Origin of the sequence: Modestobacter sp. VKM Ac-2977 (genome assembly GCF_026968045.1) — a bacterium.
In the GTDB taxonomy this organism is placed as follows: Bacteria; Actinomycetota; Actinomycetes; order Mycobacteriales; family Geodermatophilaceae; genus Modestobacter.
On sequence record NZ_JAPVBQ010000002.1, the window covers coordinates 70,884 to 92,575 of the forward strand.

Annotated in this window: 22 protein-coding genes; 15 read left to right on the forward strand and 7 right to left on the reverse strand. The window is 74.3% G+C overall.

Features of this window, described 5'->3' with window-relative positions; genetic code table 11:
• Positions 1–162: 162 nt before the first annotated feature.
• Positions 163–1,128: a helix-turn-helix domain-containing protein gene (locus tag O2V63_RS07960; protein ID WP_269167009.1), complete on the reverse strand. Its 966-nt coding sequence runs from the start codon at positions 1,126–1,128 to the stop codon at positions 163–165.
• 101 nt (positions 1,129–1,229) lie between these two features.
• Positions 1,230–2,381 (reverse strand): CaiB/BaiF CoA transferase family protein, encoded by a 1,152-nt coding sequence (locus O2V63_RS07965; RefSeq protein WP_269167010.1) that lies wholly within the window; start codon positions 2,379–2,381, stop codon positions 1,230–1,232.
• 144 nt (positions 2,382–2,525) lie between these two features.
• Between O2V63_RS07965 and O2V63_RS07970 the strand changes: the two genes are divergently transcribed.
• The 11 genes from O2V63_RS07970 (at position 2,526) to O2V63_RS08020 (ending at position 13,168) form a co-directional block, all read left to right on the forward strand.
• Positions 2,526–3,191, forward strand: a complete 666-nt coding sequence (locus O2V63_RS07970) for a CDP-alcohol phosphatidyltransferase family protein (RefSeq protein ID WP_269167011.1) — start codon at positions 2,526–2,528, stop codon at positions 3,189–3,191.
• On the forward strand, positions 3,188–4,180 hold the full coding sequence (locus tag O2V63_RS07975) for a DUF881 domain-containing protein (RefSeq protein ID WP_269167012.1): 993 nt from the start codon (positions 3,188–3,190) through the stop codon (positions 4,178–4,180). Before O2V63_RS07970 ends, O2V63_RS07975 begins: the two co-directional genes overlap by 4 nt.
• 3 nt (positions 4,181–4,183) lie before the next feature.
• Positions 4,184–4,516 (forward strand): small basic family protein, encoded by a 333-nt coding sequence (locus tag O2V63_RS07980; RefSeq protein ID WP_036332584.1) that lies wholly within the window; start codon positions 4,184–4,186, stop codon positions 4,514–4,516.
• Complete coding sequence (locus O2V63_RS07985; protein ID WP_269167013.1) at positions 4,513–5,391, forward strand: DUF881 domain-containing protein; 879 nt, start codon at positions 4,513–4,515, stop codon at positions 5,389–5,391. Before O2V63_RS07980 ends, O2V63_RS07985 begins: the two co-directional genes overlap by 4 nt.
• Positions 5,392–5,486: 95 nt before the next feature.
• A complete protein-coding gene (gene gcvH / locus O2V63_RS07990) occupies positions 5,487–5,891 on the forward strand; it encodes a glycine cleavage system protein GcvH (RefSeq protein WP_269167014.1) in 405 nt (134 codons plus the stop codon).
• 292 nt (positions 5,892–6,183) lie between these two features.
• Positions 6,184–6,702, forward strand: a complete 519-nt coding sequence (gene odhI / locus O2V63_RS07995; protein ID WP_036332588.1) for an oxoglutarate dehydrogenase inhibitor Odhl — start codon at positions 6,184–6,186, stop codon at positions 6,700–6,702.
• A gap of 43 nt (positions 6,703–6,745) precedes the next feature.
• The gene (ftsR, locus tag O2V63_RS08000; RefSeq protein ID WP_269167015.1) at positions 6,746–7,522 is read left to right on the forward strand and encodes a transcriptional regulator FtsR; all 777 of its coding nucleotides are present in this window, start codon (positions 6,746–6,748) and stop codon (positions 7,520–7,522) included.
• A 119-nt stretch (positions 7,523–7,641) separates the two neighbouring features.
• Positions 7,642–8,127, forward strand: a complete 486-nt coding sequence (locus O2V63_RS08005) for a bifunctional nuclease family protein (RefSeq protein WP_036332790.1) — start codon at positions 7,642–7,644, stop codon at positions 8,125–8,127.
• 271 nt (positions 8,128–8,398) lie between these two features.
• Positions 8,399–8,971 carry a MerR family transcriptional regulator gene (locus tag O2V63_RS08010; protein ID WP_063124211.1) on the forward strand — a complete coding sequence of 191 codons (573 nt, stop codon included), beginning with the start codon at positions 8,399–8,401 and terminating at the stop codon, positions 8,969–8,971.
• A gap of 251 nt (positions 8,972–9,222) precedes the next feature.
• Positions 9,223–12,237: an aminomethyl-transferring glycine dehydrogenase gene (gene gcvP / locus O2V63_RS08015; RefSeq protein ID WP_269167016.1), complete on the forward strand. Its 3,015-nt coding sequence runs from the start codon at positions 9,223–9,225 to the stop codon at positions 12,235–12,237.
• Positions 12,238–12,289: 52 nt separating this feature from the next.
• On the forward strand, positions 12,290–13,168 hold the full coding sequence (locus O2V63_RS08020; protein WP_269167017.1) for a hypothetical protein: 879 nt from the start codon (positions 12,290–12,292) through the stop codon (positions 13,166–13,168).
• Positions 13,169–13,178: 10 nt separating this feature from the next.
• Here O2V63_RS08020 and O2V63_RS08025 read toward each other — a convergent pair whose 3' ends face one another.
• Positions 13,179–13,379, reverse strand: coding sequence for a DUF5999 family protein (locus O2V63_RS08025; protein WP_269167018.1), 201 nt, complete (start codon positions 13,377–13,379; stop codon positions 13,179–13,181).
• 143 nt (positions 13,380–13,522) lie between these two features.
• On the reverse strand, positions 13,523–14,485 hold the full coding sequence (gene coaA / locus O2V63_RS08030; RefSeq protein WP_269167019.1) for a type I pantothenate kinase: 963 nt from the start codon (positions 14,483–14,485) through the stop codon (positions 13,523–13,525).
• A 92-nt stretch (positions 14,486–14,577) separates the two neighbouring features.
• Between coaA and O2V63_RS08035 the strand changes: the two genes are divergently transcribed.
• The gene (locus tag O2V63_RS08035) at positions 14,578–15,408 is read left to right on the forward strand and encodes a GNAT family N-acetyltransferase (protein WP_269167020.1); all 831 of its coding nucleotides are present in this window, start codon (positions 14,578–14,580) and stop codon (positions 15,406–15,408) included.
• 36 nt (positions 15,409–15,444) lie between these two features.
• Here O2V63_RS08035 and O2V63_RS08040 read toward each other — a convergent pair whose 3' ends face one another.
• Positions 15,445–15,984, reverse strand: coding sequence for a YbhB/YbcL family Raf kinase inhibitor-like protein (locus O2V63_RS08040; RefSeq protein WP_269167021.1), 540 nt, complete (start codon positions 15,982–15,984; stop codon positions 15,445–15,447).
• Positions 15,985–16,243: 259 nt separating this feature from the next.
• On the opposite strand from O2V63_RS08040, the gene O2V63_RS08045 reads away from it, so the two are divergent.
• Both O2V63_RS08045 and O2V63_RS08050 read left to right on the forward strand, forming a co-directional pair.
• Entirely contained in the window at positions 16,244–16,975 is a 732-nt protein-coding gene (locus tag O2V63_RS08045; protein ID WP_269167022.1) for an HAD family hydrolase, read from the forward strand.
• Positions 16,972–19,344 carry a glycoside hydrolase family 65 protein gene (locus tag O2V63_RS08050; RefSeq protein ID WP_269167023.1) on the forward strand — a complete coding sequence of 791 codons (2,373 nt, stop codon included), beginning with the start codon at positions 16,972–16,974 and terminating at the stop codon, positions 19,342–19,344. Before O2V63_RS08045 ends, O2V63_RS08050 begins: the two co-directional genes overlap by 4 nt.
• A gap of 49 nt (positions 19,345–19,393) precedes the next feature.
• Here the strand turns inward: O2V63_RS08050 and O2V63_RS08055 are convergent, their stop codons facing one another.
• Positions 19,394–20,113, reverse strand: a complete 720-nt coding sequence (locus tag O2V63_RS08055) for a M50 family metallopeptidase (protein ID WP_269167024.1) — start codon at positions 20,111–20,113, stop codon at positions 19,394–19,396.
• A gap of 107 nt (positions 20,114–20,220) precedes the next feature.
• Between O2V63_RS08055 and O2V63_RS08060 the strand changes: the two genes are divergently transcribed.
• Entirely contained in the window at positions 20,221–20,829 is a 609-nt protein-coding gene (locus O2V63_RS08060) for an antibiotic biosynthesis monooxygenase (RefSeq protein ID WP_269167025.1), read from the forward strand.
• Between the two features lie 55 nt (positions 20,830–20,884).
• Here the strand turns inward: O2V63_RS08060 and O2V63_RS08065 are convergent, their stop codons facing one another.
• On the reverse strand, positions 20,885–21,679 hold the full coding sequence (locus O2V63_RS08065) for an ABC transporter permease (RefSeq protein ID WP_269167026.1): 795 nt from the start codon (positions 21,677–21,679) through the stop codon (positions 20,885–20,887).
• Positions 21,680–21,692: the final 13 nt, after the last annotated feature.

A 21,692-nucleotide genomic window follows, 5' to 3' on the forward strand; every position in this document is an offset into this window, starting at 1 on the left:
GCCCGGAGCCACCGGCGGGACGGTCGGCCTGCCGAACGCGGCCCGGCCGGCCGGTGACGGGCTGCGCCGACGCCGGTGAGTCCACGGCACCGCGGGGGAGGGGCTGAGCCATCCCGTGCACGGCCTGTCGCCATCTCGTGCACGGGAGGGGGCGGCATCCGGTCAGGCGGCGGTGTTCTGCCGGCGGCGGAGCTGTGCCGGGGACTCGCCGAAGGCCGTGCGGAACTGTCGCGCGAGATGGGTGACGTCGAGGATCCCCCAGCGGGCGGCGATCGACGGGGTGCTGCGGCCGGCGAGCGTGGGGTCGAGCAGGTCGCGGCGGATGCGCTCCAGGCGGCGGCGCCGTATCCACGCGGCGGTGGTGAACCCCTCCTGGGCGCACATCTTGTGCACCTGCCGCACCGAGACGCCGAGGGCCACCGCGATCGACTCGACGCCGAGGTCGGGGTCGCCCAGGTGGGCCAGCGCGTACGTGCGCACCCGGTCGGCCAGCGTCGGCCCGCTGCCCCCGGGCACCTGGGGGAGCCCGGCGTAGACGGCCAGCACCATCGACACGAGGGCATCGCCGAGGTGGCAGGCCGCGGGGGAGTCGCTCGACCCGGCGTCCTCGCACCTCGACAGCTCTTCCAGCATCGACGAGAGCGCACGAGCGGGGCTGCTCGTCGCCGGGACGGGGACCGCGGTCCGCTCGCTGAACGGTCGGAGGTGCGGGTGCAGCCGGTCCCGCGGCACCGCGACGACGACCGCCTCCCAGTTCGTACCCGCGCTGTCCAGGTGGTACGGCCGGGTCGTCTCGTAGGCCACCAGGTCCCCGGGCCTGGCCTCCCCCCGGCGCCCGTCCTGGCTCAGCCGGCTGACGCCGGAGCGCTGCCAGATGAGCTTGAGGAACTCCGGGTCGGTGGAGCTGAGCAGTCGCCCGGTACGGGAGACCGAGTTGGGGCTGGTGCGCAGCGCGGTGACGAGCAGCCCGTCGGCAGTGGCACTGCGCAGCCGGCCGTGGAAGGCGACGCCCTCGACCGGCCGCACCCGCACCGGTGCGCAGGCCGAGGACACCGCCGCCTCGAAGCTGCCGAGGGCTGCCTCGGCGTCCAGCGGCTCGGCCGCGGGGCTGCAGGGCGTCGTGACCACAGGCTGCCTCGTTCCACTCGCAAAGCGAACGACATGTCCGTTAAGAGGGAACGCTAGGTCATCTGTGACCTGCTGCACAACGACTGACCGTCCGCGGACGGTCAGTCGAGGGGAGTCGGGGCCTGGACCACCGTGCCGGCGGCCAGCAGTGCGTCGACGTCGGTGATGCCCCAGTCCGACAGCGCCGCCCGGGTGTGCTCCCCGGCGCGGGACGGTGGCCGGTCCAGCGTGGCCGGGGTGCGGGAGAACCGCGGCGCGGGCGCCGGCTGCACGACGCCGTCCCGCTCGACATAGGTCTGCCGCGCCGCCAGCTGGGGGTGGTCGCGGGCCTCGGCGAAGGAGAGCACCGGGGCCACGCAGGCGTCGGTGCCGGCGAACACCTCGGCCCACTCGTCGCGGGTCCGCCGGCCGATCGCGTCGGCGAACAGGCCGCGCAGCTCCTCCGGGTCCGCTCCGGCCCGGTCCGGCACGCGGCCGGCCAGGCCGAGCCGGTCGACGAACTCGGCGTGGAACTGCGGCTCCAGGGCGCCGACCGCGAGGTGCCGGCCGTCGGCGGTCTCGTAGACGTCGTACCAGGGGACGCCGGAGTCCAGCAGGTTGACGCCGCGGGTGTCCTGCCAGACCCCACCGGCCAGCATGCCGACGATCATGGTCGCCAGGTGCGCGGTGCCGTCGACGATGGCGGCGTCCACCACCTGGCCCCGGCCACTGCCGCGGGCCTCCAGCAGCGCGGCGAGCACCCCCACCACCAGGTACATCGCCCCGCCGCCGAAGTCGCCGACCAGGTTCAGCGGGACCTGCGGCGGCCCGCCCGCCCGCCCGATGGCGTGCAGGACGCCGGTGACCGCGATGTAGCCGACGTCGTGCCCGGCCGTCGTCGCCAGCGGGCCGTCCTGACCCCAGCCGGTCATCCGGCCGTACACCAGGCGGGGGTTGCGGGCCAGGCACTCCTGCGGCCCGATGCCCAGCCGCTCGGTGACCCCGGGCCGGAAGCCCTCGAGCAGCACGTCGGCACGCTCGGCGAGCCGCCGGACCAGCTCCGCACCGCCGGGGTCCTTGAGGTCGACGGCCACCGACCGCCGCCCGCGGGCCAGCAGGTCGTGCTCGGCGGACGGCGTGGGCGGATGCGCGCCGGGACGGTCGATCCGCAGCACGTCGGCGCCGAGGTCGGCGAGGAGCATCGCCGCGAACGGAGCGGGGCCGAGACCGGTGAGCTCGACGACGCGCAGCCCGGCGAGGGGTCCGGTGGTCATCGGAGAACCTGACGGCACCGGGACGCCGGTCGTCAAGGGGCGGGTGCCGAGGGTCGGGAGCCCCGGGCGACCGGCCGGTCGGCGGGGGCACCATGGACGTCGGGCACTAGCCTGATCCGCGGTGGACGGCGAGGTGGAGCTGCGATGACGACGGCGGGCGACCGGGCGGCCGACGTCCCGGCGGACGGTCCGGCTGACCGTCGACGCGTCGTGCCGCGGAACCGGGACGAGCTGGGCGACCGGGTGTGGACGCTGCCCAACCTGCTGTCGGTGGTCCGGCTGCTGGGCGTGCCCCTGTTCCTGTGGCTGCTGCTCGGCCCGCACGCCGACGGCTGGGCCATCGTCGTGCTCGTGGTCTCCGGCGCCACCGACTGGCTCGACGGGAAGCTCGCCCGCGCGCTGGGACAGGCCAGCCGGCTCGGCGCCCTCCTGGACCCGGCCGCCGACCGCCTCTACATCGTCGCGACGCTCATCGCCTTCGTCATCCGGGACGTCGTGCCCCTGTGGGTGGTTGTCGTGCTGCTGGTGCGCGAGGTCGTGCTCGCCGCGACCCTGCTGGTGCTCCGGCACGCGGGCTGGCCGCCACTGCAGGTCCACTACCTCGGCAAGGCCGCGACCTTCCTGCTGCTCTACGCCTTCCCCCTCCTGCTGCTGGCCGACGGCGAGGGGTCGGTGGCCGCGGTGGTCCAACCGGTCGCCTACGCGCTCACCGTGTGGGGGGCGGCGCTCTACCTGCTCGCCGGGGTCTTCTACGTGGTCCAGGCCGTCCAGCTGCTGTCCGGGCGCCGCCCGGCCGGAGTGGAGGCGTGAGCGCGCCCGCACCCGGGCGGCCGCGCTCGCTGGGTGCCTCCCTGCTGGACCAGGTGCTGGCCGACACCCTGGACCCGGCCTACGCCCAGGTCGCCGCGGCCCGGGCGGCCCGGGCCGCGGCGGAGGCGGCCGGACCGACGGCGGACGCCGGCCCGCACCCCCGGCCCAGCTGGCTGCAGCGCAACCGGGGGCAGCTGCTCGTCGCCACCGCGCTGCTGCTGGCCGGGCTGCTGGCCGCGGTGACCTACCAGGAGGCAGCGGCCGGCGCGCAGGGGCGTGAGGCGGCCCGGCAGGCGCTGCGTGACGACATCGTCCAGGAGTCGGCGGTCGGCGACGAGCTGGCCGCCCAGCTGCAGGAGCTCACCGCGGAGGTCGCCCGGACCCGGCAGCAGGCGCTGGACACCAGCGTGGTCGGGCAGCGTGCGCTGAGCCGGCTCGCGGTGGCCCAGCAGGGCGCCGCCGCGGTGGCGGTCTCCGGGCCCGGGCTGCTCGTGACGGTCGGCAACGCCCCGCCGGCGGCGGACAGTGACCCGGTCGGCGGGTCCGACCAGATCGCCCTGGCCGGTCGGGTCCAGGACGGGGACCTCCAGCTGGCGGTGAACGCGCTGTGGGCCTCCGGTGCCGAGGCGGTCAGCATCAACGGTCAGCGGGTGGGCCCGACCACTGCCATCCGTCAGGCCGGCGACGCCATCCTGGTCGACTTCCGGCCGGTGATGAACCCCTACGAGATCTCCGCGGTCGGCGACCCCGACGACCTGGCCCGCGCCTTCCTGGCCACCCCCGAGGCCAACGACCTGGCCAAGCTGACGAAGGACTTCGGTGTGGTCTTCGACTTCGCCCGGGCCGACGACCTCGAGCTGCCGGCCGGCAGCAGCGCGGAGCTGCTGTTCGCCGAGCCGCTCACCGCACCCGAGGGACAGGGTGAGGCAGCGGCGCCTGTCATCCCCGACCCGCCCACCATCCCCGACCCGCCCACCGACGGAGGCTGACGCGTGATCCCGATCCTCGGACTCGCAGTCGGCGTGGTGCTGGGGCTGTTGCTCGACCCCAGCGTCCCGCTCTGGCTGCAGCCCTACCTGCCGATCGCGGTGGTCGCAGCGCTGGACGCGGTCTTCGGCGGGGTGCGGGCGCGCTTCGACCGGATCTTCGACGCCAAGGTCTTCGTCGTCTCCTTCGTCTCCAACGTCGTCGTCGCAGCGCTGATCGTCTTCCTCGGTGACCAGCTCGGGGTCGGCGCGCAACTGTCCACCGCCGTGGTGGTGGTGCTCGGCATCCGCATCTTCGGCAACGCCGCGGCGATCCGCCGGCACCTGTTCCGCGCATGAGCGAGGAGCCGACCGCCGGTCGCCGGTCCGACGCCGCGTCCCCCGAGGCCGACGCCCCTGGGACGGGCTCCTCTGCGGCAGGGGCCCCCGAGACGGGCGCCCCCGATGCCGACGGCGTGGGGGAGCAGGAGCCGGCCGGCCCGTCGGACGATGTGGACGGCACCGGGGCCACACCGGTGGCCGGACGTCGGCGTCGCGATCCGCTGGCGGCCCTGCTCATCGGCGTGCTGACCCTGCTGCTGGGCTTCGCCTTCGCGGTGCAGGTGCGCAGCACCGACACCGACGCGCAGCTGGCCGGCCTGCGCGAGGAGGACCTCGTCCGCATCCTCGACGACCTCTCCGCTCGGGAGGACCGGCTCCGTCAGGAGATCCAGGACCAGCGGACGGCGCTGGCCCAGCTGGGCAGCTCCGACAGCGCCGCGGCCGCCGCGCTGGCGGAGGCCGAGCAGCGAGCCGAGGCGCTCGGCATCCTCAACGGCACCGTCGCCGCGCGCGGTCCCGGGCTCGAGGTGGTCATCCGCGACCCCGTCGACCGGGTCACCGCCGGTGTCGTGCTCAACGCCATCCAGGAGCTGCGCGGCGCCGGCGCGGAGACGATGCAGATCGACGGCGTCCGGATCGGCGTGAGCAGCGCCATCACCGGCGAGCCCGGTGCCCTGGAGATCGACGGCGAGCCGGTGGAGGCCCCCTACACGATCCGGGTCATCGGCTCGCCCGAGGACATGGCCACCGCCCTCAGCATCCCGGGCGGGGTCTCCGCGGTGGTCAACCAGCGCCGGGGCGACGTGGCCATCAGCCCCTCCCAGGACGTCGTGGTGGACGCGTTGCGGCCACTGGACACGCCTCAATACGCTGAGCCGGCCGAGGGGGACTGAGGAAGGACCTCGGTGCCCCCGGACCTCGCTGGCGCTCCGCCCGGGCCCCTGCACGGGGGCCGAGAACCCGTTCCGCGACTGCTTGGAGATGCCGCATGACCACACCCGATGACCGCCGTTACACCGACCAGCACGAGTGGGCGCTGGTCCAGGCCGCCGAGGGTGCGGTGACGGTGGTCCGGGTCGGGATCACCGATCACGCCCAGGACGCGCTGGGGGACATCGTGTTCGTCCAGCTGCCCGAGGTGGGCGCGGAGGTGGCCCCCGGCAACCCGATCGGTGAGGTCGAGTCCACCAAGTCCGTCTCCGACGTCTACTCGCCGGTGGCCGGCGTCGTCTCGGCGGTGAACGAGGCCCTGACCGACGCTCCGGAGACGGTCAACAGCGACCCCTACGGCGCCGGCTGGCTGGTCGAGGTCCAGGTGACCGGGGAGGACGGCGACCCCACCGCGGCGCTGCTGGACGCCGCGGCGTACCAGGCGGTCGTCCAGTCGTCCTGAGTCGGCCCCCACCGGATCGGCCCGTCACGGCGCTGGCCCCCCGCCGTCCGATCGGGGTGGTCGTCGATCACTATCATCACTGCGACGGTCGGCCGTGCGCTCCACAGCGTCCGACCCTCACCCTGTACGTGCGGTTGACCCTCGGGTCGGCCGCTGGTTCCATGACCCCCGGCCCGACCGCGATCCTGCGGCGGCCGACCTACGACGGGCCGACCGGTCCGTCGTCCGCCGGCCGACCGCGGCCCGTACCACCAGGCCCGCGGCGGTGCCGCCTGCACCGGAGGAGACAGACGTGCTCTGCACTCGATGTGGCCACCAGAACCCAGAGGGCAGCCGCTTCTGCGCGCAGTGCGGGGCGGCGCTGAGCCCCGAGCGGGTCGGCGAGTCGACCAGCATCATCCCCAAGGTCGGCGGTGAGGACTCCGGTGAGCAGGCCGAGGTCGCCGAGTCGACTGCGGACGCGCACGCCGGCGCCGTCGAGTCGCTGCCGGCCGGGTCCGCGCTGTTGGTCGTGAAGCGCGGCCCGAACGCGGGCAGCCGCTTCCTGCTCGACCAGGAGGTCACCACCGCCGGCCGGCACCCGGACAGCGACATCTTCCTCGACGACGTGACGGTCAGCCGCCGGCACGTGGAGTTCCACCGCGAGGGTGGCGGGTTCACCGTCCACGACGTGGGCAGCCTCAACGGCACCTACGTCAACCGCGAGCCGGTCGACGTGGCCTCCCTCGCCGGCGGCGACGAGGTCCAGATCGGCAAGTTCCGCCTGGTCTACCTGACCGGGCCGCGGACGGGCGAGCCGGCCGGCGCATGACCGCCACGTCGTGCACGGAGCCGGCCGAGAGCGGACGCCGGTCATGACGGCGGTGCCCCAGCCCAGCCCCCGCGCTGACCGGGACACCGCCGACGCCCGGGACGCCGCTGACAGCAGAGACGCCGCGGACGCCAGGGACACTGCTGACACCAGGCCCCGGTTCACCATCGGCGAGGTGCTGTCCGCCCTGCGCGGCGACTTCCCGGACGTCACGATCAGCAAGATCCGCTACCTCGAGTCCGAGGAGCTGGTCCACCCGCAGCGGACGCCGTCGGGCTACCGGAAGTTCTCCGTCGCCGACGTCGCCCGACTCCGGTACGTGCTGGCCGCGCAGCGGGACCAGTACCTGCCGTTGCGGGTCATCAAGGAGCACCTGGACGCCCTGGACCGGGGCGAGCCGGTCCCCGGCAGTGCGACCACCGGCGGGGTGGCCGGCCAGCCGGTCGGGACGGCACCCCTGCCGGGCCCCGAGTTCGCTGCGGCCGCCGGCCTGACGGAGGCCCAGCTGGCCGACTGCGTCCAGTTCGGACTGCTCAACGCCGACTCCCAGGGCCGGCACCGCGTCACCGACCTGCCCGTGGGCCGCGCCGTCGCCGGCCTGGCCCGGCACGGCATCGAGCCGCGGCACCTGCGGGTGTACCGGACGGCGGCGGAGCGGGAGGCCGCCCTGCTGGAGCAGCTGGTGGCCCCGGTGCTGCTGGCCCGCTCCGAGGAGGCGCGTGCCCGGGCCGGTGAGCAGCTCCAGGAGCTGGCCGCGCTGTCGGCACAACTGCACGGCGGGCTGCTGGAGTCGCGCCTGCGCGAGGTCCTCGGCGGCTGACCCCTGGCGTACCGTTGCGGGGGTGCGGGCACCCCCCGGTGCACCGGTCGGCCGCCCTGCGGTGGACGGTCCGGGAGCCGGCGGATGACCACGGGGAAGTCAGCGGAGGGGAGCCAGACGTGCAGGAGCTCAGAGTCGTCGGCGTCCGGGTGGAGCTGCCCGGCAACCAGCCCATCCTGCTGCTCAAGGAGACCCAGGGCGAGCGGTACCTGCCGATCTGGATCGGCGCCACCGAGGCCGCGGCGATCGCCTTCGAACAGCAGGGCGTCCGGCCGGCCCGGCCGATGACCCACGACCTGCTGCGCGAGGTGGTCACGGCCCTCGGCGCCACGCTGGAGGCGGTGCACATCACCGAGATGCGGGACGGCATCTACCTGGCCGAGCTGCAGTTCGGCGACGAGCGCACGGTGAGCGCCCGCCCGTCCGACGCCGTCGCCCTCGCCGTCCGCACCGGTGCGCCCATCTACGGCGCCGAGGCACTGCTCGACGAGGTCGGGATCGAGATCCCCGACGAGCAGGAGGACGAGGTGGAGAAGTTCCGCGAGTTCCTGGACAACATCAGCCCCGAGGACTTCGGCGCCGGGTCGGGCTCCGGCGGCAGCTGAGCCGCCGGCTCCCCGGACCACCCGCACGGGTGAGTGCAGCGACACGCCGGGTTCCTCGGTTGACCCTGTCCCGGCCCCGGCCTACGGTCAGCGAATCACGTGCGTGGAAGTCCCTGAGTCGCGCCCGTGATCGTTCCCAGCGAGAACACGGGAACGGCCCAGGTGCTGGGTGCCGGAGTCGAGGAGGCGCTGGAGTGAGCGGGCCCGCGATCGACGGCACGAACCCAGCAACGCCGCGACCGCGGCAGATGAGCGCCAGCGAGGAGTGCCCGTGAGCGACCAGGACAACGGTTCACAGGGTCAGCTGTTCAGCGACGCAGCGGTGGGCGTCCCCTCCTACGACGAGGTCGACACCGACGTCGTCGGCTACCGCGGCCCGACGGCGTGCGCCGCCGCCGGCATCACCTACCGGCAGCTGGACTACTGGGCGCGCACCGGCCTTGTCGCGCCGTCCGTGCGGACCGCCACCGGGTCGGGCACGCAGCGGCTCTACTCGTTCCGCGACATCCTGGTGCTCAAGGTCGTGAAGCGGCTGCTGGACACCGGCGTCTCCCTGCAGAACATCCGCAAGGCCGTCGACCACCTGCGCACCCGCGGCGTCAAGGACCTCGCCAACATCACGCTGCTCTCCGACGGCGCCACCGTCTACGAGTGCACCTCGGCCGAGGAGGTCGTCGACCTCCTCGCCGGCGGGCAGGGCGTCTTCGGCATCGCCGTCTCCGGCGCCCTCCGGGAGCTCTCCGGTGAGCTCGCGGAGCTGCCGGCCGAGCGACTGGACGGGGGCGGCTCCGTCGCCGACGACGAGCTGTCCGCCCGCCGCCGCCGCCGCGCCGCCTCGGCCTAGGCCACACCCCGACGGCCTCGGCCCGGGTCAGACCCTGGCTGCCCACGGGCCCTCTCGGCTCCCGTCCCGGCGCGGCTCGACCCTCGTGGTGCAGGGTTGAGCCGCAGGCGCACGCGGCTCGACCCTGCGCAGTGCGGCTCGACCCCCGGGAGGGCCTGCTCCGGCGCGGGCTCGACCCGGCGCGGACGTGGCCGGTCCACCTCGGCCTGGACGGCCCGGACCGGTGATAGCGCGCTGGTACCGTCCCAGCAGTGGCCGACCGGACTCCTGGTTCTGATCCCGCACCCCTGACCGGGTCGCTCCCCGCGCTCTCCGCGCTGTCGACGAGCGGGTCGTTCGCGGCCCGGCACATCGGCCCCCGCCCCGCGGACACCGCCGCGATGCTCGAGGTCCTCGGCCACGACTCGCTCGCCTCGCTGGCCGATGCCTGCGTGCCGGAGGGCGTGCGCGACCGCACCCCGCTGGACCTGCCGGCGGCCGCCGACGAGGCGACGGTGCTGGCGCAGCTGCGGGAGCGAGCGGCGGCCAACGAGGTGTTCACCTCGATGATCGGGCTCGGCTACAGCGACACGATCACCCCGGCGGTCATCCAGCGGAACATCTTGGAGAACCCTGCCTGGTACACCGCGTACACGCCCTACCAGCCGGAGATCAGTCAGGGCCGCCTCGAGGCGCTGATCAACTTCCAGACGATGGTCGCCGACCTCACCGGTCTGCCGGTCGCCGGCGCCTCGATGCTGGACGAGGCCACCGCCGCGGCGGAGGCGATGACGCTGGTGCGCCGGGCCGGACGGGCGAAGGCCGACGCCGTCTTCGTCGTCGACGCCGACACGCTGCCGCAGACCCTGGCCGTGCTGCGCACCCGTGCCGAGCCGCTGGGCATCGGCCTGCACGTGGCCGACCTCTCCGCCGGCTGGCCCACCGACCTCCCGGAGGCCGGGGCCTTCGGTGTGCTGCTGGCCTACCCGGGCGCCAGCGGCGCGGTCCGGGACCACCGCGAGCTGGCCGCGGCCGCGCACGCGGCCGGTGCCGCCGTCGTGGTCGCCGCCGACCTGCTCGCCCTCACCCTGCTGGAGGCGCCGGGGGAGTGGGGCGCCGACGTCGCCTGTGGCACCACCCAACGCTTCGGCGTGCCGATGGGCTACGGCGGTCCGCACGCCGGGTACCTGTCGGTGCGCGAGGGCCTGGCCCGCCAGCTCCCCGGTCGGCTGGTGGGGGTCTCGGTCGACGCCGACGGTGACGTGGCCTACCGGCTGGCGCTGCAGACCCGCGAGCAGCACATCCGCCGGGAGAAGGCCACCAGCAACATCTGCACCGCCCAGGTGCTGCTCGCCGTCATGGCCGGCGCCTACGCCGTCTACCACGGGGCCGAGGGGCTCACCGCGATCGCCGCCCGGGTGCACCGCACCGCGCAGGTGCTGGCCGGCTGGCTGCGCGCCGGTGGCCTCACCGTGGTGCACGAGCACTTCTTCGACACCGTCGTCGTCGCGGTGCCCGGCCGGGCCGCCGAGGTGGTGGCGGCCGCGGCCGCCCGCCGGGTGAACCTGCGCCTGGTCGACGACGACGCCGTGGCGATCGCCTGCGACGAGACGACGACACCCGCCGTCCTGCGGCTGGTCGCCGAGGCGTTCGGCGTGGCCCCGGACGACACCGCACTGGACGACGCCGGGGCCGATGCGCTCCCGGCAGCCCTCCGCCGGCGCACCCCGTTCCTCACCCACCCGGTCTTCGCCGAGCACCGGTCGGAGACGGCGATGCTGCGCTACCTGCGTCGGCTCTCGGACAAGGACCTCGCGCTGGACCGCACGATGATCCCGCTGGGCTCGTGCACCATGAAGCTCAACGCCGCCACCGAGATGGCTGCGATCACCTGGCCGGAGTTCGCCGGCCTGCACCCCTTCGCACCGGTCGAGCAGGCCCGCGGGTACGCCCAGCTGATCCAGGAGCTGTGCGACGGGCTCGCCGAGGTCACCGGGTACGCCGCGGTCAGCGTGCAGCCCAACGCCGGGTCGCAAGGCGAGTTCGCCGGCCTGATGGCCATCCGCGCGTACCACCACAGCCGCGGTGACGTCGAGCGCGACGTGTGCCTCATCCCGTCCTCGGCGCACGGCACCAACGCGGCCAGCGCCGTCATGGCCGGCATGCGGGTGGTCGTGGTGGCCTGCGACGAGGCCGGCAACGTCGACCTCGCCGACCTGCGGGCCAAGGTCGGCACCCACGCCGAGCGGCTCGCCGCGATCATGATCACCTACCCGTCCACCCACGGGGTGTTCGAGGTGGAGGTGCAGGAGATCTGTGCGGCGGTGCACGACGCCGGCGGCCAGGTCTACGTCGACGGCGCGAACCTCAACGCCCTGGTCGGGCTGGCCAAGCCGGGCCGGTTCGGTTCCGACGTCAGCCACCTCAACCTGCACAAGACGTTCTGCATCCCGCACGGCGGCGGCGGCCCCGGCGTGGGGCCGATCGGCGTCCGGGAGCACCTGGTGCCCTTCCTGCCCGGCCACCCGCTGGTGGAGACCGGGGGCAGCGGCCCGGCGATCTCCGGTGCCCCCTGGGGCTCGGCGGGGATCCTGCCGATCTCCTGGGCCTACCTGCGGCTGATGGGCCCCGACGGGCTCCTCCAGGCCACCGAGCAGGCGATCCTGGCGGCCAACTACGTCGCCGAGCGGCTGCGGCCGCAGTACCCGGTGCTCTACACCGGTGCCACCGGCCTGGTGGCGCACGAGTGCATCCTGGACATCCGGCCGCTCACCAAGGCCACCGGTGTGACCAACGACGACATCGCCAAGCGGCTGATCGACCTGGGCTTCCACGCGCCGACGATGAGCTTCCCGGTGGCCGGCACGCTGATGGTCGAGCCGACCGAGAGCGAGGACAAGGCCGAGCTGGACCGGTTCGTCGAGGCGATGGTGCACATCCGCGGGGAGATCGAGCAGGTCGCCACCGGCGAGTACGACCGCGAGGACAACCCGCTGCGCAACGCCCCGCACACGCTGAAGATGCTGGCGGGGGAGTGGGACCGCCCGTACTCGCGCGAGGCGGCCGTGTACCCGGTCCCGGGGCTGGTCGGGCGCGGCTACCTGGCGCCGGTGCGGCGCATCGACGGGGCCTACGGCGACCGCAACCTGGTCTGCTCCTGCCCGGCGCCGGAGGCGTTCGAGGAGCCCGCGGAGCCGCACCCGCCGGTGGCGACCGAGCCTGCCCGCGCCGACGGGGACCCCGATGACCTGGGGACGGTGCAGGACGTGGTGGGCGCCCGGTCCTGACACGCCGGGAAGGGGTCGACGGCGCGGCTCGGGAGGTGCACCATCCCCGTGCATGGGGACCCTGGTGCGTCGGTCGTCGGTCGGTGTGGTAGTGCTCGTCGGGACGGCGGTGCTGACCTCCTGTGCGAGCCAGCTGGGCGCCGCCGGCCCCACCGCGGTCAGCGAGGCGGCAGCGACCGATAGCGTCGCGCCGGCCGCCGACGAGGCCGTCGCGGAGGAGCTGGCCGGCGCACTGCTGCCCGAGTCGGCGTTCGGCCCGGACGCCACGGTGCTCCAGCTCCCGTCGGAGTGGGTCGGGCCGTGGTCGGGGTCGGGGTGGCCGGGGGACGGGTCGTGGGGCGACCACCGCGGCTGGGGCGACCACCGCGGCTGGGGCGGCCACGGCTGGGGCGGCCACCACAGGTGGGGCGACGCGGACGGCACCGACGCGGACGGCACCGACGCGGACGGCACCGACGCGGACGGCACTGCCGTGGAGCCGACGGTCGAGCCGGCCGCGTGCGCTGATGCGCTGGCCGCCCTGCCGACGCGCGAGGACGAGGAGATGCCGGCGGTCGCGGCCCAGGTGGCCGCCACCGATCAGCAGCGCACGTTCCAGGTGGTCGCCGAGGGGCCGGCCGTCGAGGGGCTGGAGCTGCCGGTCGACCAGCTCGTCCAGGCCTGCGCGGACGCGACCGTCGACGCGCCCTGGGGGATGCAGGTCGAGATCGGCCTGTCGGCGCTGGACGTACCGGAGCGTGGGGACTCTGCCGCCGGGCTGGCGGTCACGATGACCCACTCGGTCGGCACGGTCTCGATGCTGGTCGGCGTGGTCACCGACGGCCCGCGTGCGGTCATGCTGAGCCGGACCGGCACCGCGGACGCTGCCCTGGACCAGGCCGCGTTCGTCACGCTGCTCACCCAGGCCGCCGACGCCGCCGGCCTGGACTGAGCCGACCCGATCAGCCGGCGGAGGAGCCGGCCAGGGCCCAGGGGCGGGTCAGTACGACCTGACCGTCCGGGAGCAGCTCGCCGTCGTCGTCGAACACGACCACGCCGTTGCACAGCAGCGTCCACCCCTGCTCGGGACGGCGGCTGAGCGGCACGGCGAGCACGCGGCCGTCCGCGGCGGGCGGGGGACAGGTCGAGGGGTGCGAGCACATGGGGGGTCCACTCCAGGGAAGCGAGGAAGGGTGCGACCGCGGCGCTGCGGTGGAGCCGAGTGTGCGCCGCGTCACTCCCGGCGGACGGGGACGCGACCTCACGACGTCGGCCGGCGTGCTCGGCACTTCCTGACAGCGGACGGTCAGAGCTTGCGCAGCAGCACCCGTCGCACGGAGTGGTCGGCGGCCTTCTGCAGCACCAGGCGCGCGCGGGACCGGGTGGGGGCGATGTTGAGCCGCAGGTTCGGCTCGTTGACCGCCTCCCAGATCCCACGGGCCGTCGTCGTGGCCTGCTCGTCGGTGAGGTCGGCGAAGCGGTGGAAGTACGCCCCGGAGTCCTGGAAGGCCGTGCGGCGCAGCGCGAGGAAGCGCTCCACGTACCACTGGGAGATGTCGTGCTCGGTCGCGTCGACGTAGACGGAGAAGTCGAAGAAGTCCGAGAGGAAGACCTCGGGCACCCGGCCGTCGTTGCGGGCGCCGGCCTGCAGCACGTTGAGCCCCTCGAGCACCAGCACGTCGGGGGAGTCGACGACCTGCCGCTCGTCGGGGAGCACGTCGTAGGACTGATGGGAGTACAGCGGGGCGCTGACCGCCGGCTTGCCGGACTTCACGTCGGCCAGGAAGCGCAGCAGCGCCCGCCGGTCGTAGCTCTCCGGGAAGCCCTTGCGGCCGAGCAGCCCGCGGGACTCCAGGACGGCGTTCGGCAGCAGGAAGCCGTCGGTGGTGACCAGGTCGACCCGCGGGGTGTCCGGAGCGGCGGCCAGCAGCGCCTGCAGCAGCCGCGCGGTGGTGCTCTTGCCGACGGCGACGCTGCCGGCCACGGCGATGACGAACGGGACCTTCGCGGTGCGCGCACCGAGGAACTGGGTCTGGGCGGCCCACAACCGCCGGCTCGCGGTGACGTGCAGGTGCAGCAGCCGCGCGAGGGGCAGGTAGACGGTGGAGACCTCGTCCAGGTCGATCCGGTCGCCCAGGGTGGCCAGCTGCCGGACGTCGGCGTCGTCCAGGGGCAGCTCACCGCCGGCAGCCAGCGCCCGCCACGACTGTCGGTCGAACGCGGTGAAGGGCGAGACCTGCGCACGCGTTCCGGCCGTCACGGCGCCCATGGTGCCGTCTGCCTGCCGGGCGCCCCCCGACGGGGTGGGTCGGAGACGGCTGCCGGCCCGTCCTCCACCGGCGGGCCGCTAGGGTCCGGGGCGTGTCGTCGCCCGGGCTGCTCGACCGGATCGAGCGCTACTTCGCCCTCGCCCCGCTGACGGACGCCCGGGTGCACTCGGTGGGTGCGCTGCAGGTGCCGATCGGTCCGCCGGAGTGGCCCCACCCGGCCCGGCCGCGGCCCGGTTTCCAGGGAGAGGTCGCGGTGGACGACGTCCGGGCCGCGATCGCCCTGCAGGAGCGGGCCGGCCTACCGGCGTCGCTGGAGTGGCTCGGCGATCGCTGCCGCGGCCTGGCCACGGTGGCGCGGGCAGCGGGTCTGGTGGTCGACGAGTTGCCGCTGCTGGTCGCCGATGACCCGGTCGAGGTGCTGCTGCCCAGCGAGGTGAAGCTTTACCTGGTGGGTGCCGACGATCCGCGGCTGGGCCTGTACCAGCGGCTGGCCGCGCTGGCGTTCGCCACGCCCGCCGGCACACCCGCGGGCGACGCCCCCCGGGACGCCCCGGAGGTGGCCCGGGACGACCCCGGCCCGGCTGCGGTCCCGCCGACCGAGGTGCTGCGCGACCGGGTCGCATCGGGCTCGACGGTGATGATGGTGGCCGTCGAGGACGGCGAGCCGGTCGCCATCGGCTCGCACCAGCCGGTGCAGGTCGACGGCACCGAGATCAGCGAGGTCGTCGGCGTGGCCACCCTGCCCCGGTTCCGTGGCCGCGGGCTGGGGGCCGGGCTCACCTCGGCCCTGGTCGAGCACGCCCGGCAGACGGCCGACCTGGTCTTCCTCTCCGCCGGCGACGACGACGTGGCCCGGGTCTACGAGCGCGCGGGCTTCGCCCGGGTGGCCACCAGCTGCGTGGCAGAGCGGCCGTCCGGCTGAGGCGGTCGAACACCGCCGCCCCAGCCGGACGACGGGTCACTGCACCTCGTAGGTCGCGACCAGGGTGGCCCGGGCGAGGGTGTGGCTGAACAGGTTGAACCCCAGGTAGGCCGGGCTCGCCTCGGCCGGCACGCCCAGGTCGTCGGTGTCGAGTGCGTGGACGACGACGAAGTACCGGTGCCGGCCGTGCCCGGCCGGCGGGGCCGCCCCGACGTAGCCGGCGAACCCGGCGTCGTTGCGCAGCTGCACCGCACCGTCCGGCAGCCCGCCGTCCGCGGCACCGCTGGGGAGCTCGGTCACCGAGGCCGGGAGGCCGGCCACCACCCAGTGCCAGAAGCCGCTGGCGGTGGGGGCGTCGGGGTCGTAGACGGTGACCGCGAAGCCGCGGGTCCCGTCCGGGAACCCGGACCAGCTCAGCTGCGGTGACCGGTCCTCACCTCCGGGCACGCCCATCTTCCCGCTGACGTGCGGCTGGGGCATCGGCTCGCCGTCGGTGAGGTCGGCGCTGGTCACCTGGAAGGCAGGCACGGGGGGCAGGAACTCGTAGGGGTCGGGCGGGGTCGGTCGACCGGCCATGCCGGGTCCTCCTCGGGTCGTCGGGCTCCCCGGCAGTCCCGCCGGCGAGCGGGGGCGTGGTGCCCGCTCGCCGACCCTAGGCAGCCGCGCCCGCCGGCGCCCAGCGAGCGCCTCGACCGGACGATGGACCGTTATCCCCAACAACGACGGGAGACCAGCCCGTCGCGTCCCCGACCGCCGCACCCTCCGGGCACGGCTCAGCAACGGGGGTGGGGCTCCCGAGAGGTCGTGTGGATCATCTCGCCGTAGCGTGTCGGGCGTGCTGGGACTCCCTGACGACATCCGGGCCTGCCTGTTCGACCTCGACGGGGTCCTGACGCAGACGGCCAAGGTCCACCAGGCTGCCTGGAAACGGACCTTCGACGAGTTCCTGCGCAGCCGCGACCCGGGGGCGGCGGAGTTCAGCGCCGACGACTACAACCGGTACGTCGACGGCAAGCCGCGCAAGGACGGCGTCCGCGACTTCCTGACCAGCCGGGGGATCACCCTGCCCGAGGGCAGTGACGACGACCTCGCCGATGCGCCCACCGTGGCCGGCGTCGCGACGCGGAAGAACCAGCTGATCATGGCCGAGCTGGAGGAGCACGGCGTGCAGGTCTACGAGGGCTCGATGCGGTACCTGCGGGCGGCGCGGGAGGCCGGCCTGTCCACCGCCGTCGTCACGGCGTCGGCCAACGGGGAGCACGTGGTCGCGGTCGCCGGGTTCGCCGACCTCATCGACGTCCGGGTCGACGGCGTGGTCGCCGCCACCGAAGGGCTGCGCGGCAAGCCGGCCCCGGACACCTTCCTGGCCGGTGCGCGGGCCCTCGGCGTCGAGCCGGCGCAGGCCGCGGTCTTCGAGGACGCCCTGTCCGGGGTCGCCGCCGGGCGGGCCGGTGACTTCGGCTACGTCGTCGGGGTCGACCGGGTGGGCCAGGCCGACGGGCTGCGCGAGCAGGGCGCCGACGTCGTCGTCACCGACCTGGACCAGCTGCTGGGGGAGACCCCGTGACGGAGGGGCGCGCGCACTTCCTGGTCGAGCCCTGGTCCCTGACCGAGGTCGGCGTCGACCTGGCCTCCCTGGGGGTCAACGAGTCGGTGTTCGCCCTGGCCAACGGGCACATCGGGATGCGCGGCACGCTCGACGAGGGTGAGCCGGTCATCGTCCCCGGCACCTACCTCAACGGCTTCTTCGAGGAGCGGCCGATGCCCTACGCCGAGGCCGGCTACGGCTTCCCGGAGCAGGGCCAGACCGTGGTCAACGTGACCGACGGCAAGCTGATCCGGCTGCTGGTCGGGGACACCCCGCTGGACCTGCAGTACGGCGACGTCATCGACCACCGCCGGACGCTGGACCTGCGCAACGGGCTGCTGCGCCGCACCACCGAGTGGCGGGGTCCCAGCGGGCGTCAGGTGCGGGTCACCAGCACCCGGCTGGTCTCGCTGACCCGGCGGTCGATCGCCGCCGTCGAGTACACCGTCGAGTGCACCGACGACCAGGGCGACCTCTACATCGCGCTGCAGTCGGACCTGCTGGCCAACGAGTTCGTGACCACGTCACAGTCCGGGGACCCCCGCGCCGCCTCGGCGATGACCCGGCCGCTGCAGTCGGAGCTGCACGTGGGCCGCGGCCGGCACGCCGTCCTGGTGCACCAGACCACCCGCAGCCGGCTGCGGATGGCCGCCGGCATGGACCACGAGGTCGACGTCCCCGACTCGGCGACCGAGGACCTGGAGGTCTCCCCGGACCTCGCCCGCTACACCCTGGCCGCCCGGCTGCCGGCCGGCTCGAAGCTGCGGCTGGTGAAGTACCTCGCCTACGGCTGGTCCAGCCGCCGCTCGTCGGCCGCCGTCCGGGACCAGGTGGAGGGGGCGCTGGCCACCGCGAAGCTGGCCGGCTGGAACCGGCTGGTGCGGGAACAGCGGGAGCTGCTCGACCGGCACTGGGACGAGGCCGACGTCGAGGTGGAGGGCGACGACGAGCTCCAGCAGGCGGTCCGGGTCGGCATGTTCCACGTCCTGCAGGCGGGCCTGCGCGCCGAGCGGCAGCCGATCCCGGCCAAGGGGCTGACCGGGGACGGCTACGACGGGCACACGTTCTGGGACACCGAGACCTACGTGCTGCCCGTGCTCACCTACACCGCGCCCGGAGCCGTGCGCGATGCGCTGCTGTGGCGGCACTCCACCCTGGACCTGGCCCGTGAACGGGCCCGCGTGCTCGGTCACACCGGTGCCGCGTTCCCGTGGCGGACCATCCGCGGGGAGGAGACGTCGGGCTACTGGCCGGCCGGGACGGCGGCCTTCCACATCAACGCCGACATCGCCGACGCCGTCGCCCGCTACACCGCGGCCACCCTGGACGACGAGTTCGACCGCGACCACGGCACCGAGCTGCTGGTCGAGACGGCCCGGCTGTGGGCCTCGCTCGGGCACTTCGACGACGGCCGGGGCTTCCGGATCGACGGCGTCACCGGGCCCGACGAGTACACCGCCGTCGTGGACAACAACGTCTACACGAACCTGATGGCGCAGCGGAACCTGCGGGAGGCGGTCGCGGCCGCCCACCGCCAGCCCCAGACCGCGGCGCGGCTGCAGGTGGGCGAGGACGAGCTGGAGCTGTGGGCCCGTGCCGCGGACGGCATGCGGGTGCCGTTCAACGCCGACCTCGGGGTGCACGAGCAGTCCGAGGGGTTCACCCACCACGAGGAGTGGGACTACGAGGGCACCCGGCCCGACCAGTACCCGCTGCTGCTGCACTTCCCCTACTTCGACATCTACCGCAAGCAGGTCGTGAAGCAGGCCGACCTGGTGATGGCCCTGCACCTGCGGGGGGACGCCTTCACGCTCGAGGAGAAGATCGCCGACTTCGCCTACTACGAGGCGCGGACGGTGCGGGACTCCTCCCTGTCGGCGTCGGTGCAGGCGGTGATCGCCGCCGAGACCGGACACCTGGAGCTCGCGCACGACTACTGGGGTGAGGCGGCCCTGACCGACCTGCAGAACCTGCACGGCAACAGCGGGCACGGGCTGCACATCGCCTCGCTGGCCGGGGGCTGGATGGTCGCGGTCGCCGGGTTCGGCGGGATGCGGGACCACGGCGGCCGCCTGACCTTCGCGCCGCGGTTGCCCAGCCGGATCCGCCGGCTGCGCTTCCGGGTGGTGTTCCAGGGGAGCTGCCTGTCGGTCACGGTGACCCCGGAGAAGGCCAGCTACCGGCTGGTCTACGGAGAGGGACCGCTGGAGACCTCGCACCACGGGGAGCCGATCGTGGTCACCGCCGAGACGGTGGAGCGGGAGATCCCGCCGCCCCCCGACGTCGACCCGGTGCGCCAGCCGCCGCACGCTGCCCCCCGCCGCCGCAACCGCCCCACCAGCGACTGAAGGAGGACCCCAGTCACCACCACGATGGCCATCCTGGTGGTGACTGGGGTCAGAGGAGGGTGGTGTCGCGGAGGAGCCACCAGCCGCCGAGCAGCAGGGCGCCACCGTCGACCAGCAGGAAGACGGCGACCCACACGATCCCCGGCAGCCCGGTGAGCCGGGCCAGCTGGTCGGCGTCGGAGTCCCGGGCCGTGCCCGCGCGCCGCTTGGCCTGGAGCTCCAGGACGGTCTTCGGCGCTGCCAGCAGCAGGAACCAGGTGACGCCGGCGGCGAATGCAGACTGCCCCGCCGCGGGCAGCCACCAGGTGGCGGCGAAGACCAGGGTGCCGGTGACGAGCACCGACCACAGGCCGTACCAGTTGCGGATCTGCACCAGCAGCAGGGCCAGCAACAGCAGCAGCGCCCACAGGAGGCCGATCGCGAACCCGGCGGCCAGCAGCGCTGCCGCGCCCAGCCCGAACAGTCCGGGGCCGGTGTAGCCGGCGGCTGCGGTCAGCACCATCCCGGGGCCGCGAGGCCGGCCGGCCGACACGGTGACCCCGGAGGTGTCGGAGTGCAGGCGGATGCCGGCCAACCGTCGGCCGGTGACCAGGGCGGCCAGGCCGTGCGCCCCCTCGTGCGCGATCGTCACCGAGTGCCGGGCCCGCTGCCACAGGGCGGGGGAGAGGACCACGGCAGCGGCGAGCGCCGCGGTCAGGACGAGCAGCCAGAGCGGCAGCGGGGGAGAGGTCGCGGAGACCTGTTCCCAGAGCGAGCTGACGAGGTCCACCCGGGCATCGTCGCCAGTGGACCTGTGCGCGAGGTCAGCGCCACGCCGCTGACGCCCGGTGACCGACCCGACATCTCCGCGACATCCGCGGCAGGGATGCTGTGGCCATGGAGAGCACTGTCCCGGTGCCGGCGCTCGCGGAGACCCCGCAGCTGCCGGTGACCGTCTCCTTCACCCGGCGGGCCGACCCGGCCCACACGGTGGAGATGACCGCCTGGATCCGGGCGGGACTGACGATGGCCGAGAACTTCCCCGGGTTCCTCGGCGGTGGCTGGGTCCGCCCACGCCACGACGCCGACGAGTGGCACATGCTGTGCCGCTTCGACTCACCGGCGACGATGACGGCCTGGGAGGCCAGCCCGGAGCGACGCTGGTGGCTCGGGTCGGCCCAGGGGCTGGCGGAGGTCACCCGCACCGAGCGGCGCACCGGCATCGAGGGCTGGTTCGACGCACCGGCCGACGCGGCGACGGAGCTGCCCGCGTCCCTCGCCCCACCGCGGTGGAAGCAGGCGGTCACCATCTGGCTGGTCTTCTTCCCGCTCAACCTGCTGGCCACGGTCACCCTGGGTGCGCTGCTGACCGAGGCCCACGTCGTCCTCCGGGTGGCGGTGATGACGCTGACCCTCACCCCGGTGATGACCTACCTGCTGCTGCCCTGGATGACCCGGCGGCTGGGGTGGTGGCTGCAGGGACGCCGCTGGCGCGACCGCAAGTGAGGCGCCCGCCTGCTGGGCATGCGCACGCTCGCACTGGCGCTCGGCCGGTGAGCGGTCAGTCCCGGGTGGTGCGCCGGAAGGCCCAGCTGGCGAAGGTCGCCGCCGCGGCGAGCAGGCCGGTGCACCAACCCAGCGCCACCCAGCCGGCGTCCCCGATCGGGGTGCCGGTCAGCAGGCCGCGGACCGTTTCGATCACCGGGGTGATGGGCTGGTGGTCGGCGACCGCCTGCAGGACGGCGGGCATCGACTCGGTCGGTACGAAGGCGCTGCTGAGGTAGGGCAGGAAGAGCATGGCGAAGCTGAACGCGCTGGCCGACTCCACGCTGGAGGCCAGGACACCCAGGCCGGCGGCCGACCAGGACAGCGCGAGAACGTAGAGCAGCAACAGCCCGACGGCCAGGAGCCACTCGCCCGGGCCGGCGTCCGGGCGGAAGCCCATCAGCACTGCTGCGGTGACCACCACGGCGGTGGACAGCGCGTTGCGGGTGACGCTGGCGACCACGTGCCCGGTGAGCACGGTCCAGCCCGGGATGGGCAACGACCGCAGCCGGTCGACCATCCCGCTCTCGGTGTCGGCGGCCACCGACATGGCCGTCGACGCCGCGCCGTAGCCGGTGCACAGCAGCACGATGCCGGGGACGACGTAGTCGATGTAGGCGCCACCGGTGGTGATGGCGCCACCGAACACGAAGACGAACAGCATCATCATCAGCAGCGGCAGCACGATGGACATGACCAGTGTGTCGGCGTCCCGGCGGGTCAGTCGGATGCAGCGGCCGATCAACGTGAGCGCGTCGCCGGCGGCATTGCGGAGGCCGCCGTGGACGGGTGCGGCGAGGGCGGTGGTCATCGGGGGCTCCGGT

Bases quoted from the DNA above. Each gene is read 5' to 3' on its own strand.
- O2V63_RS07965 (WP_269167010.1), bottom strand. From the start codon at position 2,381: ATGACCACCGGACCCCTCGCCGGGCTGCGCGTCGTCGAGCTCACCGGT.
- O2V63_RS07970 (WP_269167011.1), top strand. From the start codon at position 2,526: ATGACGACGGCGGGCGACCGGGCGGCCGACGTCCCGGCGGACGGTCCG.
- O2V63_RS07985 (WP_269167013.1), top strand. From the start codon at position 4,513: ATGAGCGAGGAGCCGACCGCCGGTCGCCGGTCCGACGCCGCGTCCCCC.
- gcvH (WP_269167014.1), top strand. From the start codon at position 5,487: ATGACCACACCCGATGACCGCCGTTACACCGACCAGCACGAGTGGGCG.
- ftsR (WP_269167015.1), top strand. From the start codon at position 6,746: ATGACGGCGGTGCCCCAGCCCAGCCCCCGCGCTGACCGGGACACCGCC.
- O2V63_RS08020 (WP_269167017.1), top strand. From the start codon at position 12,290: ATGGGGACCCTGGTGCGTCGGTCGTCGGTCGGTGTGGTAGTGCTCGTC.
- O2V63_RS08025 (WP_269167018.1), bottom strand. From the start codon at position 13,379: ATGTGCTCGCACCCCTCGACCTGTCCCCCGCCCGCCGCGGACGGCCGC.
- coaA (WP_269167019.1), bottom strand. From the start codon at position 14,485: ATGGGCGCCGTGACGGCCGGAACGCGTGCGCAGGTCTCGCCCTTCACC.
- O2V63_RS08040 (WP_269167021.1), bottom strand. From the start codon at position 15,984: ATGGCCGGTCGACCGACCCCGCCCGACCCCTACGAGTTCCTGCCCCCC.
- O2V63_RS08060 (WP_269167025.1), top strand. From the start codon at position 20,221: ATGGAGAGCACTGTCCCGGTGCCGGCGCTCGCGGAGACCCCGCAGCTG.
- O2V63_RS08065 (WP_269167026.1), bottom strand. From the start codon at position 21,679: ATGACCACCGCCCTCGCCGCACCCGTCCACGGCGGCCTCCGCAATGCC.